General features: G+C 56.2%; 13 protein-coding genes and 1 tRNA gene. 8 read left to right on the top strand and 6 right to left on the bottom strand.

From position 1 onward, the window contains the following. The first annotated feature begins 260 nt into the window (after positions 1-260). A complete protein-coding gene (locus tag KO486_RS05495; protein WP_216036256.1) occupies positions 261-3,317 on the top strand; it encodes a valine--tRNA ligase in 3,057 nt (1,018 codons plus the stop codon). 15 nt (positions 3,318-3,332) lie between these two features. Here KO486_RS05495 and KO486_RS05490 read toward each other — a convergent pair whose 3' ends face one another. Beyond that, positions 3,333-3,497, bottom strand: a complete 165-nt coding sequence (locus tag KO486_RS05490; RefSeq protein ID WP_216036255.1) for a Tat pathway signal protein — start codon at positions 3,495-3,497, stop codon at positions 3,333-3,335. Positions 3,498-3,572: 75 nt separating this feature from the next. Here KO486_RS05490 and KO486_RS05485 point away from each other — a divergent pair, with 75 nt between their 5' ends. Beyond that, on the top strand, positions 3,573-4,709 hold the full coding sequence (locus KO486_RS05485; RefSeq protein ID WP_216036254.1) for a pyridoxal phosphate-dependent aminotransferase: 1,137 nt from the start codon (positions 3,573-3,575) through the stop codon (positions 4,707-4,709). 177 nt (positions 4,710-4,886) lie between these two features. On the opposite strand, the gene KO486_RS05480 is transcribed toward KO486_RS05485, so the two are convergent. Further along, positions 4,887-6,122, bottom strand: coding sequence for an aminotransferase class V-fold PLP-dependent enzyme (locus KO486_RS05480; RefSeq protein WP_216036253.1), 1,236 nt, complete (start codon positions 6,120-6,122; stop codon positions 4,887-4,889). 147 nt (positions 6,123-6,269) lie between these two features. On the opposite strand from KO486_RS05480, the gene KO486_RS05475 reads away from it, so the two are divergent. Beyond that, positions 6,270-8,141: an ABC transporter ATP-binding protein gene (locus KO486_RS05475; RefSeq protein WP_252734597.1), complete on the top strand. Its 1,872-nt coding sequence runs from the start codon at positions 6,270-6,272 to the stop codon at positions 8,139-8,141. Further along, positions 8,141-8,872, top strand: a complete 732-nt coding sequence (locus KO486_RS05470; RefSeq protein WP_216036252.1) for a folate-binding protein — start codon at positions 8,141-8,143, stop codon at positions 8,870-8,872. Before KO486_RS05475 ends, KO486_RS05470 begins: the two co-directional genes overlap by 1 nt. A 9-nt stretch (positions 8,873-8,881) precedes the next feature. Here the strand turns inward: KO486_RS05470 and efp are convergent, their stop codons facing one another. Continuing rightward, positions 8,882-9,445, bottom strand: a complete 564-nt coding sequence (efp, locus tag KO486_RS05465) for an elongation factor P (RefSeq protein ID WP_216036251.1) — start codon at positions 9,443-9,445, stop codon at positions 8,882-8,884. Positions 9,446-9,669: 224 nt separating this feature from the next. Here efp and KO486_RS05460 point away from each other — a divergent pair, with 224 nt between their 5' ends. Together KO486_RS05460 and KO486_RS05455 are read left to right on the top strand one after the other, a co-directional pair. After that, positions 9,670-10,002, top strand: coding sequence for a DUF6280 family protein (locus tag KO486_RS05460; RefSeq protein WP_216036250.1), 333 nt, complete (start codon positions 9,670-9,672; stop codon positions 10,000-10,002). Positions 10,003-10,192: 190 nt separating this feature from the next. Then, positions 10,193-11,656: a cobyric acid synthase gene (locus KO486_RS05455; protein WP_216036249.1), complete on the top strand. Its 1,464-nt coding sequence runs from the start codon at positions 10,193-10,195 to the stop codon at positions 11,654-11,656. Positions 11,657-11,699: 43 nt separating this feature from the next. Here the strand turns inward: KO486_RS05455 and KO486_RS05450 are convergent, their stop codons facing one another. The 3 genes from KO486_RS05450 to KO486_RS05440 all read right to left on the bottom strand — a co-directional run bounded on the left by KO486_RS05450 (position 11,700) and on the right by KO486_RS05440 (position 14,951). Further along, complete coding sequence (locus KO486_RS05450) at positions 11,700-12,722, bottom strand: hypothetical protein (RefSeq protein WP_216036248.1); 1,023 nt, start codon at positions 12,720-12,722, stop codon at positions 11,700-11,702. A 145-nt stretch (positions 12,723-12,867) separates the two neighbouring features. Continuing rightward, the gene (locus tag KO486_RS05445; protein WP_216036247.1) at positions 12,868-14,232 is read right to left on the bottom strand and encodes a TolC family outer membrane protein; all 1,365 of its coding nucleotides are present in this window, start codon (positions 14,230-14,232) and stop codon (positions 12,868-12,870) included. A 65-nt stretch (positions 14,233-14,297) separates the two neighbouring features. Further along, positions 14,298-14,951, bottom strand: a complete 654-nt coding sequence (locus KO486_RS05440; protein ID WP_216036246.1) for a protein-L-isoaspartate O-methyltransferase — start codon at positions 14,949-14,951, stop codon at positions 14,298-14,300. Between the two features lie 154 nt (positions 14,952-15,105). Here KO486_RS05440 and KO486_RS05435 point away from each other — a divergent pair. Then, positions 15,106-15,179 (top strand) — tRNA-Cys (locus tag KO486_RS05435). 249 nt (positions 15,180-15,428) lie between these two features. Continuing rightward, positions 15,429-15,737 (top strand): hypothetical protein, encoded by a 309-nt coding sequence (locus KO486_RS16580; protein WP_354667488.1) that lies wholly within the window; start codon positions 15,429-15,431, stop codon positions 15,735-15,737. Positions 15,738-15,779: the final 42 nt, after the last annotated feature.

Below are 15,779 nucleotides of genomic sequence, written 5' to 3'. Positions count from 1 at the left end.
CGTAGACGGAATTTCTGGGTAAGTGGTGCCTACATACGGGTCGATAGGAACTCGTATTAACATGCACCCTGTTTTGCGGGGTTGCAGCCCATCCCGCTGCATCCCCAAGTTAATTTTGCAACGCGAAGTACTAACAAACCGTTAACATCTGTTCATATTCCATTAACCGGCGCCAATTTTCGTGGTTTCCGCCCGCAGCCGCTTTCCCTTTCCGTCCCCTTTGGCTATTTCATGCCCAACTTGATGAAAGGCACACCCCCATGCCCATGGAAAAGAAATTTGACGCACACGAGGCTGAAGCCCGTATCACTGACCGCTGGTTGTCCGCTGACGCCTTTAAGGCCGGTGCCAATGCCAAACGTGATGACACTTATTGTGTGATGATCCCTCCGCCAAACGTCACGGGCGTTTTGCACATGGGCCATGCCTTCAACAACACGCTTCAAGACATCCTTGTGCGCTGGCACCGCATGCGCGGGTTCGACACCCTTTGGCAGCCGGGGACCGACCACGCGGGCATCGCCACGCAAATGGTTGTGGAACGTAAGCTTGCCGAAAACGGCGAACCCAAACGCACCGAACTTGGGCGCGAAAAATTCTTAGAAAAGGTCTGGGAATGGAAGGGTGAATCCGGCGGCCAGATTATCAACCAACTCAAACGCCTCGGCGCGTCCTGCGATTGGGCGCGCGAAGCCTTCACCATGTCCGGCGCCCCCGGTGCCCCCGCAGATGCGCAGGGGAATTTCCACGACGCCGTGATTAAGGTGTTCGTTGAGATGTACAACAAAGGCCTCATCTATCGCGGCAAACGTCTGGTCAATTGGGACCCGCACTTTGAGACTGCGATCTCAGATCTTGAAGTCGAGAACGTTGAGGTCGACGGCCACATGTGGCATTTCAAATACCCGCTCGCGGGTGGGGCGACCTACACCTACGAAGAGAAAGATGAAGACGGAAACGTAATACTTAGCGAAGAGCGCAACTATATCTCTATCGCGACCACGCGCCCCGAAACCATGCTGGGTGACGGCGCAGTTGCGGTGAACCCGCGGGATGAACGTTACGCCCCAATCATCGGAAAACTATGCGAAATTCCGGTTGGCCCGAAAGAGTCCCGTCGCTTGATCCCGATCATCACCGACGACTATCCAGACATGGAATTCGGCTCTGGTGCGGTGAAAATCACCGGTGCCCACGACTTCAACGACTACATGGTCGCCAAACGTGGCGGCATCCCGATGTACTCCCTCATGGACACCAAAGGCGCGATGCGCGCCGACGGTAAGCCCTACGTTGAGGAAGCTGCAACCGCCCAAGCTATCGCCAATGGCGAACAGGAATTCGACGAGTCGATGATTGCCGCGATGAACCTTGTCCCCGATGCCTACCGCGGATTGGACCGGTTTGAGGCCCGTGAAAAAGTGATCGCTGACATCACCGCCGAGGGGTTGGCCGTCATGCACGACGTCACCCGCAAAGTGAAAAACGACGACGGTGAAAAAGTCGACGTGACCGAGACCGTTCCGATGGTCGAAAACAAGAAAATCATGCAGCCGTTTGGCGACCGATCCAAGGTCGTCATCGAACCCATGCTCACGGACCAATGGTTCGTCGAGACCGACAAAATAGTGAAACCTGCGTTGGACGCGGTTAAGGACGGGACTGTGAAAATCCTGCCCGAGTCCGGCGAGAAAACATATTATCACTGGCTCGAGAACATCGAACCATGGTGCATCTCCCGCCAGCTGTGGTGGGGCCACCAGATCCCGGTTTGGTACTACCCGGGCCAGAACGACTGGTTCTCGGTTTGCGCAGCAACCGAAGAAGAAGCCATCGCGAAAGCCATGGCACAGAACGTCGACGGCACAGAGTTCCGCATTGTGGCTGATGTCCTTGAGGCGACCGCCGTCCTTGAAGAGCAGCTCAAATTGCTCGACACGCGCGACGAAGGGACAATTCGCACATTCGAAGGCCCGATGCAGTTGCCTATGTTCCGCGACCCCGACGTCCTCGACACATGGTTCTCCTCCGGCCTTTGGCCCATCGGTACGCTCGGCTGGCCCGAAGAAACCGACGAGCTCGCCAAATACTTCCCAACATCCGATCTGATCACAGGGCAGGACATTCTATTCTTCTGGGTCGCGCGGATGATGATGATGCAGCTCGCTGTTGTTGGCGATATCCCGTTTGACACGATCTACCTCCATGGCCTCGTGCGCGATGCCAAGGGTAAGAAAATGTCCAAATCCACGGGCAACGTCATCGACCCGCTCGATATCATCGACGAATACGGTGCCGACGCGTTAAGATTTACCAACGCGGCGATGGCCTCTTTGGGCGGCGCACTCAAGCTCGACACGCAGCGCATCGCCGGATACCGGAATTTCGGCACAAAGCTTTGGAATGCCTGTCGATTTGCCGAAATGAATGGGGCCTTCGGGGCAGATCGCGCCCATACCGGACCCATATCGGACCCATACCCGACCCATATCACGCAATCCGTGAACAAATGGATCATCGGAGAGACCGCGACGGCACTGGCAGATGTCAACGCCGCGCTTGATACTTACCGTTTCAACGACGCAGCCGACACGCTGTACAAGTTCGTTTGGGGCAAGGTTTGCGATTGGTACGTAGAGCTGTCCAAGCCATTGTTGATGGATGGCAGCGACGCCGAGAAACTAGAAACCCAACAGGTAATGAACTGGGTCTTGAACCAGTGTCTGATCCTGATGCACCCGATCATGCCGTTCATCACCGAAGAACTGTGGGCCCTGGATGGGAACACCTCCCTTCTCGTTCATCAGGACTGGCCTGAGTACGGGGCAGACCTGATCGACGCGCAAGCCGACAGCGAGATGTCTTGGGTGATCCAGATCATCGAAAACATCCGCTCAACCCGTGCGCAGATGAACGTTCCAGCTGGCCTATATGTGCCGCTGATCCAAACAGAGGCCGATGACGCCGCAAAAGCTGCTTGGGCGGGCAATGAAGCCCTGATCAAACGTCTTGCGCGGGTTGATAGCCTGACTGTTGGCGCGGCCCCTAAAGGATCCATGATGGTCGGAACCAAAGGCGCGACCTTTGCGCTGCCATTGGCCGACATCATCGACGTGGACGCCGAAAAAGCGCGTATCACCAAGTCTTTGGGCAAGGTTGAAAAAGAGGCTGGCGGTTTGCGCGGGCGCTTGGGCAACCCCAAGTTCGCCGAAAACGCAACGGCTGAAGTGGTCGAAGAAGCCAAGGCAAACCTTGCGCTGCGGACCGAAGAAATCGCGCAGCTGTCTGCTGCTTTGGCTCAGCTCAACGAAATCTAAACGACAGGGTGGTTCCTAGTGAACCACCCGTTCCACCGCGCGCATCATGCCGAGCGATTTGTCGTAAACCAGCGTCAAAATTCGGCGGCCAGAACCGCTCCGCGCGAGTGGTGTAACGCCACGCACCCCTAAGGCTGCACCAGATGTGGCAAGAAATCCGCGTCGTGTAAGTTTAGGCATATTTATTCTCCTAAATTATAGGTGGTCTCTGTGTTAACTCTTTTCAAAGGGGAACAGACGGACCAAACTCCCCCTATGTCCCGTAGCTCAGACAATGACCCGCGCCTGACCGCCCTTGCCGCTCGCCTTCCGGCGACGGTTCCTTTTGTCGGACCAGAAGCGCAGGAACGCGCTGCGGGTGTTCCATTCAAGGCTAGGCTTGGCGCGAACGAGAACGCCTTTGGTGCGTCGCCCGAGGCGGTCCGTGCCATGCGAATGGCCATCAAAGAGACGTGGATGTATGGCGACCCCGAAAGCCACGATCTACGAAATGCATTGGCCGTAAAACATGGCGTTGCCGCTGATGAGATTGTGGTTGGGGCCGGTATTGACGGTTTGTTGGACAGCCTTGTGCGCCTCACCGTGACCGAAGGCACGCCCGTTGTGACCAGCGCTGGCGCCTATCCGACGTTCAATTATCATGTCACGGGCTATGGCGGAGTGATCCACACAGTCAACTACACAGCAGATCACGAGGACCCCGATCACTTGGTCGCAAAGGCCCGCGAGGTTGGCGCGAAACTGATTTACCTGTCCAACCCAGACAACCCGATGGGGACATGGCACACGGCTGGAACACTAAAACAAATGATCCAGAGCATCCCTGACGGCTGTCTTTTGGTGCTGGACGAAGCCTATGTTGAACTTGGGCCCAACGGGATCGCGCCGCCGATCAATACCGCGGACGAACGCGTCATCCGCCTGCGTACCTTTTCAAAGGCTTACGGCATGGCGGGCGCGCGGGTCGGTTATGCGATTGGCCCTAAACGTCTGATTTCCGCCTTCAACCGCGTGCGCAACCATTTCGGCATGAGCCGCGTCAGCCAAGCTGGCGCTCTTGCCGCGTTGGAAGACGTGGATTGGCTTGAAAAGATGCGCGAGAAGGTCTTACAGGCGCGCGCGACCCTTTATCAGATTGCTGAAGACAATGACCTAAAGGCGGTCCCATCGGCCACCAATTTCGTAGCGATTGATTGCGGCGGTGACGGTGATTTCGCGCGAGCTGTGCTTGCATCCCTGATCGAACAAGGAGTTTTCGTCCGCATGCCTTTCGTTGCACCACAAGATCGCTGCATCAGGGTGTCGTGTGGGCCGAACAAGGACATGAAACTGTTCGCCAAGGCGCTTCCCAAGGCATTAGTCGCCGCAAAAGACAGTGCACAAAAGGTTTAAGTGATTTTTCAGGTCACCGCGCTAAGGTGGAGTCACCAACCTAGCCGGAGGATCAAAATGAGCCGCCCAATTCAACGCGTCGAAAACTACACCAACGCCTTTTTGGTAACGGCGGGGGTAACGCTCTTTATGGCGTTTTTCACACTCGCAGCCATCAAAGGCATTGTTTGGGTCATGCTATCCGCAGCATTTCTCGACGGGCTTATCCACATTCGAGCGGCTCGTATCGGCGCCCGCTAGATCGGCCAGAACAGCGGATGCGGCCTCAAGCGCGCCTTTTCCGTGAGGAATGCCCAGCGCCTTTAGCCCCGCATCAATGGTCCCCAAAAAGCCCATGACCATGTGGCCATTTACGTGGCCCATGTGACCCAATCGGAAATACGCACTTGCGGGTGCACGGCCCAGACCGATCCCCAACGTCACACCCATCTTGTCTTCGCACCATTCCCTTAAGGAATCGCCCTGCCCTTCGTCCAACTTAACAGACGTCACAGCGCGCGACCGTTGTGATGGTTCAGCTACATTTATCTCAAGCGGGCCATCTGCCCCCCACGCATCAGCCGCAGCCCAAATCGCACGCGCCAAGCCATCGTGGCGGGCCCAGACGTTCGACAGACCTTCCTCATTGATCATATCGAGGGCTTCGCGCAGCCCATAAAGGTGGTGCGTCGGCGCCGTGCCATTAAAGTACTGATAGTATTCTTCAACGGACGTGCGCGGCCGCCAGTCCCAATAGCGGGACACGCGTTTCATGTCGCCCCGCACAGCATCGGCTTTGTCATTAAACCAAACGAAGCCAATCCCTGGCGGTGTCATCAGGCCCTTTTGGCTTGCGGCGACGGCAATATCGACGCCCCAATCATCCATATGAAATTCGTCACAGCCCATGGATGCGATACAATCCACCATGAATAACGCGTCGTGCCCTACCGAATCAATTGCGCCACGTATTCCATTGATATCATTTAAAACACCAGTGGATGTATCCACCAAGACAGTCATGATGGCTTTAATCTTACCTTCGGTATCCGCCTTTAGTGCGGCTTCGACCTGCGCGACATCGACTGCGCTGCTCATGCCGAAATCAAGCGTTTCAACCTTCGCGCCAAGGCCATCCGCCATTTCGCCCCAACCGACGCAGAAACGACCCGTTGCAAGCACAAGAACAGTATCGCCTTCGCCAATCACGTTGGACAAAGCTGCTTCCCAGACGCCATGCCCGTTCCCGATATAGATAGCGACATTGTGTTTGGTTCCGGCGACGGCCTTCAGATCAGGGATCAAGCTGCGCGTGACGTCGTGCAATTCGCCCGTGTATATATTCGGCGCGGGCCGATGCATTGCGCGCAACACGCGGTCAGGCATCACTGAAGGTCCCGGAATAGCGAGATAGGGCAGACCATTGGCAAACATGCGATACGTCCTTAACTGTGAAATATGAGGTGTCTTTAGGGCGACATTATCCACACCGCGCGCCGCGTCAATGCCAGTAATCGTGCCACACCTTCCCCCCCCTCACGAATGCGCGTAGACCGTATGAAACAAGGCAACGGAACCCAAATGACCAACACCACTTTAAACCAAGACCGCACCAGCAAGGCCATGTTTGGCTGGCTGTGGCACGGCTACCTCAAAAAACAGTCCAAATGGCTCGTCGTTGCGACGATCTTGATGATGTTTGAGGGCGCCACCTTTGGTTCCCTGAGCTATATGATGCAGCCCATGTTCGATAATGTGTTCGTCGGTGGCGACCGCGGAAGCATTTGGATCGTGGGTCTTTTGATCTTTGCAATCTTTGCAGCGCGTGCGGTGACCGCCTTGGCGCAACGTGTGATCATGAAATACGTGTCCGCAAAATGCGCCGCAAAGATGCGCAGTGACTTGATGTCCCACCTGATGCGGTTGGATTTGTCCTTTCATCAATCCCACCCACCGGGCCAGTTGATCGAACGTGTGCAAGGCGACGTACAGGCCTTGGGGCGGGTTTGGACCAGCTTGCTAACGGGCGTTGCGCGCGATTTTATCGCTGTGACGAGCTTGTTTCTTGTTGCCGCGATGATTGACTGGCGCTGGATGCTGATCGCATTGGTCGGCATTCCGGTGGTCGTGTTGCCTTCTTTTGGATTGCAGACCTTCGTGCGCCGCAAGGCACTGGCATCGCGTAAGGTGTCAGCGGACATGTCGACGCGCCTTGACGAAGTCTTTCACGGGATTTCCCAAATCAAACTGAACAGCATGGAAGCCTACCAATCCAAACGTTACGCGGGCCTGATCCGCCGACGCATCAGTTCAGAAACCGAAGCCGCGGCCGGACAAGGATTGATGTCCAGCACCGTCGATATCATGGCGGGTTTGGGGTTTCTCGCTGTGATCCTATATGGCGGTTCCGAGATCATTGACGGTGAGAAAACCGTCGGTCAGTTTATGGCGTTCTTTACGGCTATGGCGATCGCGTTTGATCCCCTTCGACGGCTGGCCAGCATCGCAGGCCTTTGGCAAGCAGCCGCCGCGGCGATTGACCGCCTGCTTGATCTGTTTGACGAACAACCGACGCTGCTGTCCCCCGACACACCTGTCGCCGCACCAACGGATGCACCCACGATCACATTTGACAACGTGTCCCTGAGCTACGGCGATCTGCCTGTCTTGAACGGAGCAAGCTTTGTCGCGCAAGCTGGACAAACCACGGCATTGGTTGGCGCATCGGGAGCGGGCAAAAGCACGCTGTTCAATGTTCTGACGCGCCTTGTTGAACCACAATCTGGCGCGGTGACCTTGAACGGTACTTCTATTGATGCGCTGGCGCTGACGGATTTGCGCGGAATGGTCTCGACGGTGTCCCAAGACGCTGCCCTGTTTGACGAAACCCTGCGCGATAACATTTTGCTGGGCCGCGAAGACGTCAGTGATGACGCGCTAAAGAAAACGTTGTCTGACGCACACGTTATGGATTTTCTCGACAAAATGCCTGCTGGTTTGGACAGCCCCGCCGGACCGCGCGGGTCCAACCTGTCGGGCGGTCAACGTCAGCGCGTCGCTATTGCCCGGGCCTTATTGCGGGACACACCGATCCTGCTGCTCGATGAGGCAACCAGTGCGCTTGATACGAAGTCCGAATCCATCGTTCAAAGCGCACTGGATCGGCTCGCAGAGGGTCGCACAACACTGGTGATCGCGCACCGCCTGTCGACAATCCAGAACGCCCATAAGATCGTCGTTCTCGACAAAGGGGCTGTGGTGGATCAGGGCACGCACGCAGAATTGTTGGCACGCGGGGGGCTTTATGCTGACCTGTACCGCCTGCAATTCCGCGATGGAAAGCAGGTCGTGGACGACACAAACCGCCCAGCGCACGTAGCCGCACCTCAGTCGGCAATACCGACAAAGGGAAGCTGGCTAACACGCCTGTTCCGTCGCGGAGGACCACAGTGATGAACGATCGCAGCCTTATCCAATTGTCTGGCGAAGACAGCCGTGACTTTCTTCAGGGATTGATCACCAACGACGTGACCAAGACGTCTGATGGTTTGGTCTATGCGGCGTTGCTGACGCCTCAGGGTAAATTCATCGCGGATTTCTTTGTGCTCGAGGACGGGGATGCTTTGGTGCTGGATGTGGCCTCGTCCCATGCGGCCAATCTGGCGCAACGGCTGGCAATGTATCGGCTGCGCGCCAAAGTCGACATTGCAGAAAGCTTCAATGTGGTGTCGCGCGGCACGGGCCCTGCCCCCGACGGCGCCTTTGCTGATCCGCGCGATTCAAACATGGGATGGCGCGCCTACGAGACCAAAGACATCAGTGACGAGACCGATTGGGATGCCCTGCGCGTGGCCCACGTTATTCCAGAAACGGGGATCGAGCTGACCCCCGACACCTATATTCTTGAGGCCGGGTTCGAGCGCCTCAATGGCATCGACTTTCGCAAAGGCTGCTACGTCGGCCAAGAGATCGCCGCACGTATGAAGCATAAGACAGAGCTGAAAAAGGGGCTGGTTCAGGTTGAGATCGAAGGGCATGCGCCCGTCGGAACCGAGATCACGGCGGACGGCAAATCTGTTGGAACCCTATACACGCAAAGCGGCAATCACGCGCTTGCGCATCTTCGGTTTGGTCGTGCCACCGAAGAGATGCAGGCAGGCACAGCAACCCTGCGCCTGCCCTAGACGACGCGCTTAGGCGCGTTCGACGTATTCCATTGTTTCCGTGCTTACGATGATGTCTTCGTCCTGACCGACGAACGGCGGCACCATAACACGCACGCCGTTATCAAGGATTGCAGGCTTGAACGAATTCGCTGCCGTCTGACCTTTGACCACTGGCTCGGTCTCAACGATCTTGCAGGTCACTTTTTGTGGCAACTGCATGTTGAGGGCTTCTGCCTCGTGGAATTCGACAACTGCGATCATACCGTCCTGCAAAAAGGGGCGACGTTCGCCCAGCAGCTCGGCCGGAAGCTCGATCTGCTCGTAGGTTTCGGTGTCCATGAACGTCAACATTCCGTCTGTTTCGTAGAGGAATTGTTGATCTTTTTGCTCCAAACGGACCTTCTCGACCTTATCGGCGGACCGGAAGCGTTCGTTCAACTTCGACCCGTTGCGAAGGTTGCGCATTTCGACTTGTGCGAATGCGCCACCCTTACCGGGTTTCACATGATCCGTTTTTACTGCGACCCAAAGGCCACCATTATGCTCCAGCACGTTACCGATGCGGATTTCATTGCCGTTGATTTTTACCATGGGCCAAATGTGTCCAAATAATGTCAAAAGGTTGAAGGAAGGTTGACGCGCCCTATATCTTGGGTGGTGACCCCGTGCAAGCCAACCAAATACTGTTCACGAAATGGGAGAGGTATGCATAAAACGCATAGCTGATATTCCAAATTAAGAACCCCGAATCGGATAAGAATAGGCATATTGCCTCCTACGCCCGATACAAGACTAAAAACAAAGAAGGATCCAATATGCGTGATTTCGTCGACGGCACAGCGTTTAACAATGAACAAGGCAACCGCGCGCGGAAACTCTTCGCTGCTGTGGTACTGGCTGCATTGGACGACGCAATTGCAGACGACAAGAAATACGGCAACGGCCCCGAACAGATCGCCCGCTGGGCGCGCTCTCGTGATGGCCGCGAAGTATTGTCCTGCGCTGGAATCGACCCGAACGAACGTGTTGTAACCGGCCTGATGGATTTTGTCGGCAAAGGTGTACGTACATCTGTTGCGCTCTCTCGCGAAGAAAGTGAACGCCGCGCTGTTGCAGAAGCTGCCGAGTTAGAAACCCGCGCCGCTTAAGCAAACCCAGTTTTGACTGCCAGAAAACGCGATCCTCTGCTCGGGGTCGCGTTTTTCTTTTGCCCAGCCCCGTTCGCGCGAGTGAGGTGACAGACAGCCCCCCACGATGCGCCAAAGAACAACCGACGGGGCGTTCATTGCTCTTCCCTCGGGCGGTATGGCTGTTAGGTAAGACCATGGAGGACCTCTCATGGCGAAGGCAATCATGATCCAAGGTGCAGGCTCCAACGTGGGGAAATCCATGTTGGTGGCAGGGCTGTGTCGCGCTGCTGTGCGACGCGGGTTGTCTGTTGCGCCGTTCAAGCCGCAAAACATGTCCAACAATGCCGCTGTAACCGCGAATGGCGGTGAGATTGGCCGCGCACAGGCGCTCCAGGCCCGCGCATCACAACTCGACCCGCATACGGATATGAACCCTGTCCTTCTCAAGCCCGAGAGTGACATTGGTGCGCAGGTGATCGTTCAAGGGCAACGGTTCGCCACGATGAAGGCCCGCGAATACGGAAGCCGCAAAGCAGAGCTGATCCCGAAAGTTTTGGAAAGCTACCACCGGCTCGCCGCAAATCATGATCTTATCCTGATCGAGGGTGCAGGATCGCCAGCCGAGGTCAATCTTCGGGCCGGCGACATCGCCAATATGGGGTTTGCAGAAGCCGCTGACTGTCCAGTCATCTTAGTTGGGGATATCGACCGTGGCGGGGTCATTGCGCAACTGGTTGGGACCGATGTTATCCTGCCGCCCGATGACCGATCTCGCATTAAGGCCTTTGCGATCAATAAGTTCCGCGGAGACCCTACGCTTTTTGCAGATGGCATGACGGCAATAGCCGAGCATACGGGCTGGGCTGAATTGGGGATCGTTCCGTGGTTTGAAGACGCTTGGAAACTTCCTGCCGAAGACGTGATGGATGTCGCAACCCGCAAGGGCGGCGCGATCAAGGTCGTCGTTCCACGACTCAACCGCATCGCTAATTTTGATGATCTTGATCCGCTGGCCGCCCAGCCGGACGTCACTGTAGAAATTATCGAAGCCGGGCGTCCCCTGCCCGCAGACGCAGACCTTGTGTTAATCCCCGGGTCAAAATCCACGATTGCTGATCTGGCCCATTTCCGCGCCCAAGGCTGGGACATCGACCTGCATGCACATGTTAGGCGCGGCGGGCATGTCTTGGGTATCTGTGGCGGCTATCAGATGCTCGGACGCACGATCGCGGACCCCGACGGCATCGAAGGCGACGCGACAAGCGTGGATGGTTTAGGCCTGCTGGACGTCACAACGACCATGACGGCGCAAAAGCGTGTCGCGTTGAGTGATGCGCGTTACGACGCCACAGGAGACGTTCTGACAGGCTATGAGATCCATTTGGGTGCAACCACTGGCCCTGACATGGAAAACAGCTGGCTTACCCTGAACGGACGGCCAGAAGGCGCCGCAAGTCGCACTGGCCGCGTTAAGGGCTGTTATTTGCACGGGTTGTTTGCAGCTGACGGGTTTCGCTCCGCTTTTATGGCGGCACTCGGGGCCCCTATTGAGGCGATGTCATATGACGCGGGTGTGGAAACGACTTTAGATGCGCTTGCCGCACACCTTGAGACCTGTCTGGATGTAGATTTATTGTTTGAATTGGCCGAAGATATCCCGCCAGGGCCATGAAAGACGGGACCATGAAAACCGAGCGCCGCCTAAGTCCGGTCGGTTAATCGAATTCTTGGCTCGACAAGACGCGATAAATCTCGCGGCGGACCAGCTTGCGCACGTTGCGGGTAATACGTTCCCCCAAAGGCCCTGAAAGTTCTTCGCGCACAACATCGGACACCAAAGCGCGCAATGCTTCTTCGTCCAACGCCACGCCGCCTGCTTCGAGAAGACCATCAAGATCATCGTCCGCGTAAACATCGGCTTCGGTATCTGGTGCCTCCGGCTTGCTGTCATCGCTGGCTGGATCAACGTTTTCATCGTTTGAAACGTCTTCCATCGCGGCTTCGTCTTGATCAGCTACGGACACCAGATCGTCGACGGCTTTGTGATGAAACTCCATGACCTTGTCATCGTCGTCAATACTTGCGACGTCGTCTTCATCCAAGGTCTCAGCAGTTTCGGCATCTCGTATCTGTTCGGCGGATCGCGCAATCGTCCCCGGCCAAGCGATTGTTTTAGCCATATGTTCGCTTACATCAATCTCACTGCCGTCTGGTTCGTAGTCGTCTTCACCACTGCTGATCGCTGCCTCTAGCTCAGCGATGGTTGCCACCAACTCGGAGCGATCCGGCGTTTCGACTGCAACGTGGACACCGTCGTCGCCGTCGTCTTCAAAACCATCGTCGTCCTGTTCGTGTGCGTCGTCCCAAACCATGTCCGTCAATTCCAACGGAACAACATCGTCGTCATCGTCTGAGGCGTCTGCAAACTGATCCGCAAGATCGGCTTCACCTTCATTTGCGGCTTCAACTTGGTCGCCCTCACCCTCATCTTCGGGGGCTTCCGATTGCTCAGTGCTGCCCCCAACAAGGAAGGCGGGCGTGAGGACCAATTTGTCAGGCAGCGCCGCGCTGTCCGATTCGGGAGTGTCATTGTCCGAAGACGGGACCGCAAGGACCGCCTCGAGTTCGGCTGCAATTGGGGCAGTGTCACGCGTACGGGCCTTATCTCCATCACTCACCAGGCGGCGGATAGACGTCAGGACATCCTCGATTTCTACATTGGTTACCGGTTCGGACATTGCTGATCCCGCATTTTTACTACTGTTGCCTCAGCGATGACTTTAACCTGACACCGTGTTTCAAACAACAGATAGTCGGGATTTGAGACACTAATCCTTAGCCTACCACTCACCACCTAAGCGCGGGACTTCGCCTTCATGCCGATTAGTCGCCGATCGACTGCAACACACGATCCAGCGCCTGCCCCTGACGGGAATGCGTCGCCGGTGCTTCGCGCACGAGGTTATAGTAGGCTGCAGGGTCATAAGACTGAACACCAAGGTTCAAATGATCCGCGGTCAAAAGCCCCATCGTGGCCAGCACACGGTAGCTTGCGACCACCTCATCGGCTTGAGCCGAAATCTGGCTGGCTTGCGCATCAAGCAATTCCTGCTCTGCGTTCAAGACATCAAGTGTTGTGCGCGCGCCAAGCGTTGCCTCTTCGCGAACGCCGCGGAAAGCTGTGCGCGACGCGGTGATTTGCAGACCGGCGGCTTCGCGGCTGGCGCGAGCCACACGCAGGATAGCATAGGCGTTGCCAACGTTCTGGTTCACCGCCTGCGTTGTCACAAGCAGGCCGGAGCGCGCTGCATCACGGCGGGCTTGTGCCTGCCGGATCAAGGATTGCAATTGGCCGCCTTGGTAGATCGTGCCGCCATACGTGAGGCTAAGCTGGCGCGTAACGTCTCCGTCTTCATCAAGGGATACGCCGCCGCCCAAGGTCAAATCCGGCTGTAAGCCTGCTTGTGCGCGACGAATGTTAAGTTCAGCCGATGCAACACCATGCTGCGCCCCAATCACATCAGGGTGGCGACGCATGGCAAACGCCCGCGCTGTTTCAATATTGGATTCGACGCTTGCGGGATTAACCACATCAAGACGCCCCGGTGCGCGCCCTACGGCAGCGCGGAATTCTTCATTCGCCTGTGCGAGGTCCCCTTCCGCGGCAGCCAATAGGCTTTGAGCGGCAGCCAAACGTGCCTCAGCAAGAGACACATCGGTGCGTGTCACTTCACCCACCTCAAACCGGTCCCGCGCAGCACGCAGTTCTTGGTTGATTACCCCAACGTTGCTGCGACGCAACGCAAGGAATTCGGACGCACGGCGGACTTGCATATAAGCCTCAACCGCGCGGAAAAGGATCTCCTGTTCAACCTGAACAAGGCCTTCGCGTGTTTGCAGCACCAATTCCTTTTGCGATTCTGTTGCCAGCGCACTGGCCCCGCCATCAGCCAACAGCAAGCTCAGTGAAATAGAAGCAGACGCCGTGATGTCATCAGACAGACTGGTAGAGCCGCCGCCTGTCTCGGAATAGACAGCCTGTGTTTGCCAAGTCACGATAGGGCGAAGCGCGGCCAAAGACTGTGCAACATCTTCATCAGCCGCCCGCAACAACGCACGGTTCTGATCCAGTAGCCCTGAATTGTGATAAGAATCCCGCAACGCATCAGCCAAGCTTTCGGCCCGCGCGGGTGAAACCAGCATAGCGCCCATGAGGCAAATGGCGGTGATCAGTTTGATAGCTGGCATTTCAACGGTCCTTCGATGCTCTCGCAACTCAATATAGGTCGTAAGACGGCTGCAATTTTTCGTTCCTAGAACGCAAACGCCGCCGCTTTTTCAAAACCGGACAGGACCGGTGCAGTCGCATTGAATGCCATGCGCCAATTCATCACGCCATCAATCTTGCGTCCGACGCGGACCACGCCCAATGCACCTTCTGCAAAAATTGCAACGATGCGGCCGCCCTCTTTGATCTGAGACGTAAGATCATCAGGAATTTCTTCAACGGAACCTTGCAGCAGAACCAGATCATATGGACCGTTTTTGGCGGCCCCTTGCGCAAGCGGCCCTGCGAATACAGCAGCGTTGTCCACACCATGGGCCGACAGGTTCTGCTGGGCCTCTTCTGCGCGGGCTTCGTCATCTTCGACGGCCACGACGAATTCGGCCATATGGGCCAGAACTGCAGTTGAATATCCCAAACCACAGCCCAAATCGAGAACCACATCGGTTTTCTGCACATCTGCTGCATCGAGAATCTTTGCCAAGGTACGCGGTTCAAGCAAAACGCGCCCTTCACCAAGGTCGATATTTTCGCCGATGTAAGCGGCATCGCGCAATGCGTCCGGCACGTATTCTTCACGCGGAATATCCAGCAACGCATCGATGATCGGGAATTTGGTCACATCTGAAGGACGCACCTGCGTATCCACCATCAATGTCCTGCGGTTTTGAAAGTCAGTCACGAGCTAAACTCTTTCGTTCAGTATCTGTTGCCCCAACATGCCACAGCCCCCGAGGCGGAGCAACGGCCATTGCGCACAACTCCAATGCATTGATGCAAAACGGACTATTGAACCTGCCGGACAACGCGGCTAAACGACCACTCAGACCACAGGCGGCGAGTTGGCGGAGTGGTTACGCAGCGGATTGCAAATCCGTGTACACCGGTTCGATTCCGGTACTCGCCTCCAACGTTTTCAATAACTTGAGCCACGCCACACCTCCTAAATTTCAGTTCTTGAAACAAGCGTTGAAACATTCATGTTTCGGTCTTACTGCGTTCCATGAGGTTTAGTGCGTTCTGCGCGCGAGTCGCGAGTTCTCGTTGTTGGACGTCTGCACCGTCTTTTTAAGTATCCCGAGCCCAGAGTGCCCGTGACAGCCCTGACCCATGGTCATGTCCGGAGCGTTGCTACCGCGGGCACAAGTAAGTTACCCCTGTGCAATGGAGTTACGAAGTTGGTCGAACAACAACGGCGCTTGACCTCGTGTCACAGGGGATAGGGGTCGCGCTTTTACCTAAAATGGCTCTGGCCGGCGTGGTTTTGGGTGGTCTAGCGTGGCGCGCTGTGACCAATCCCACTGTCATACGCCCCATCGGACTGCTGTCTCGGCTCGGCGTAAGCGTTGCAACCGGCCCTCATTTTAGAGTCTTCTGGCATCAACAACCAAGGCCTATATTGGCGGTACGCCAATACGGAAGCAAAATTTTGGGCATTCTCGGCCCAGAGCGGACATTCGCGAGTTGAACAGATGCTGCGGTGCAGCTTCCCCGAAGCGGACATTGATCG

This window comes from Octadecabacter sp. B2R22 (genome assembly GCF_018861045.1).
Lineage (GTDB): Bacteria > Pseudomonadota > Alphaproteobacteria > Rhodobacterales > Rhodobacteraceae > Octadecabacter.
The sequence above is the reverse complement of the archived record's forward strand: the minus strand, read 5'-3'. Positions and strand labels throughout refer to the sequence as shown.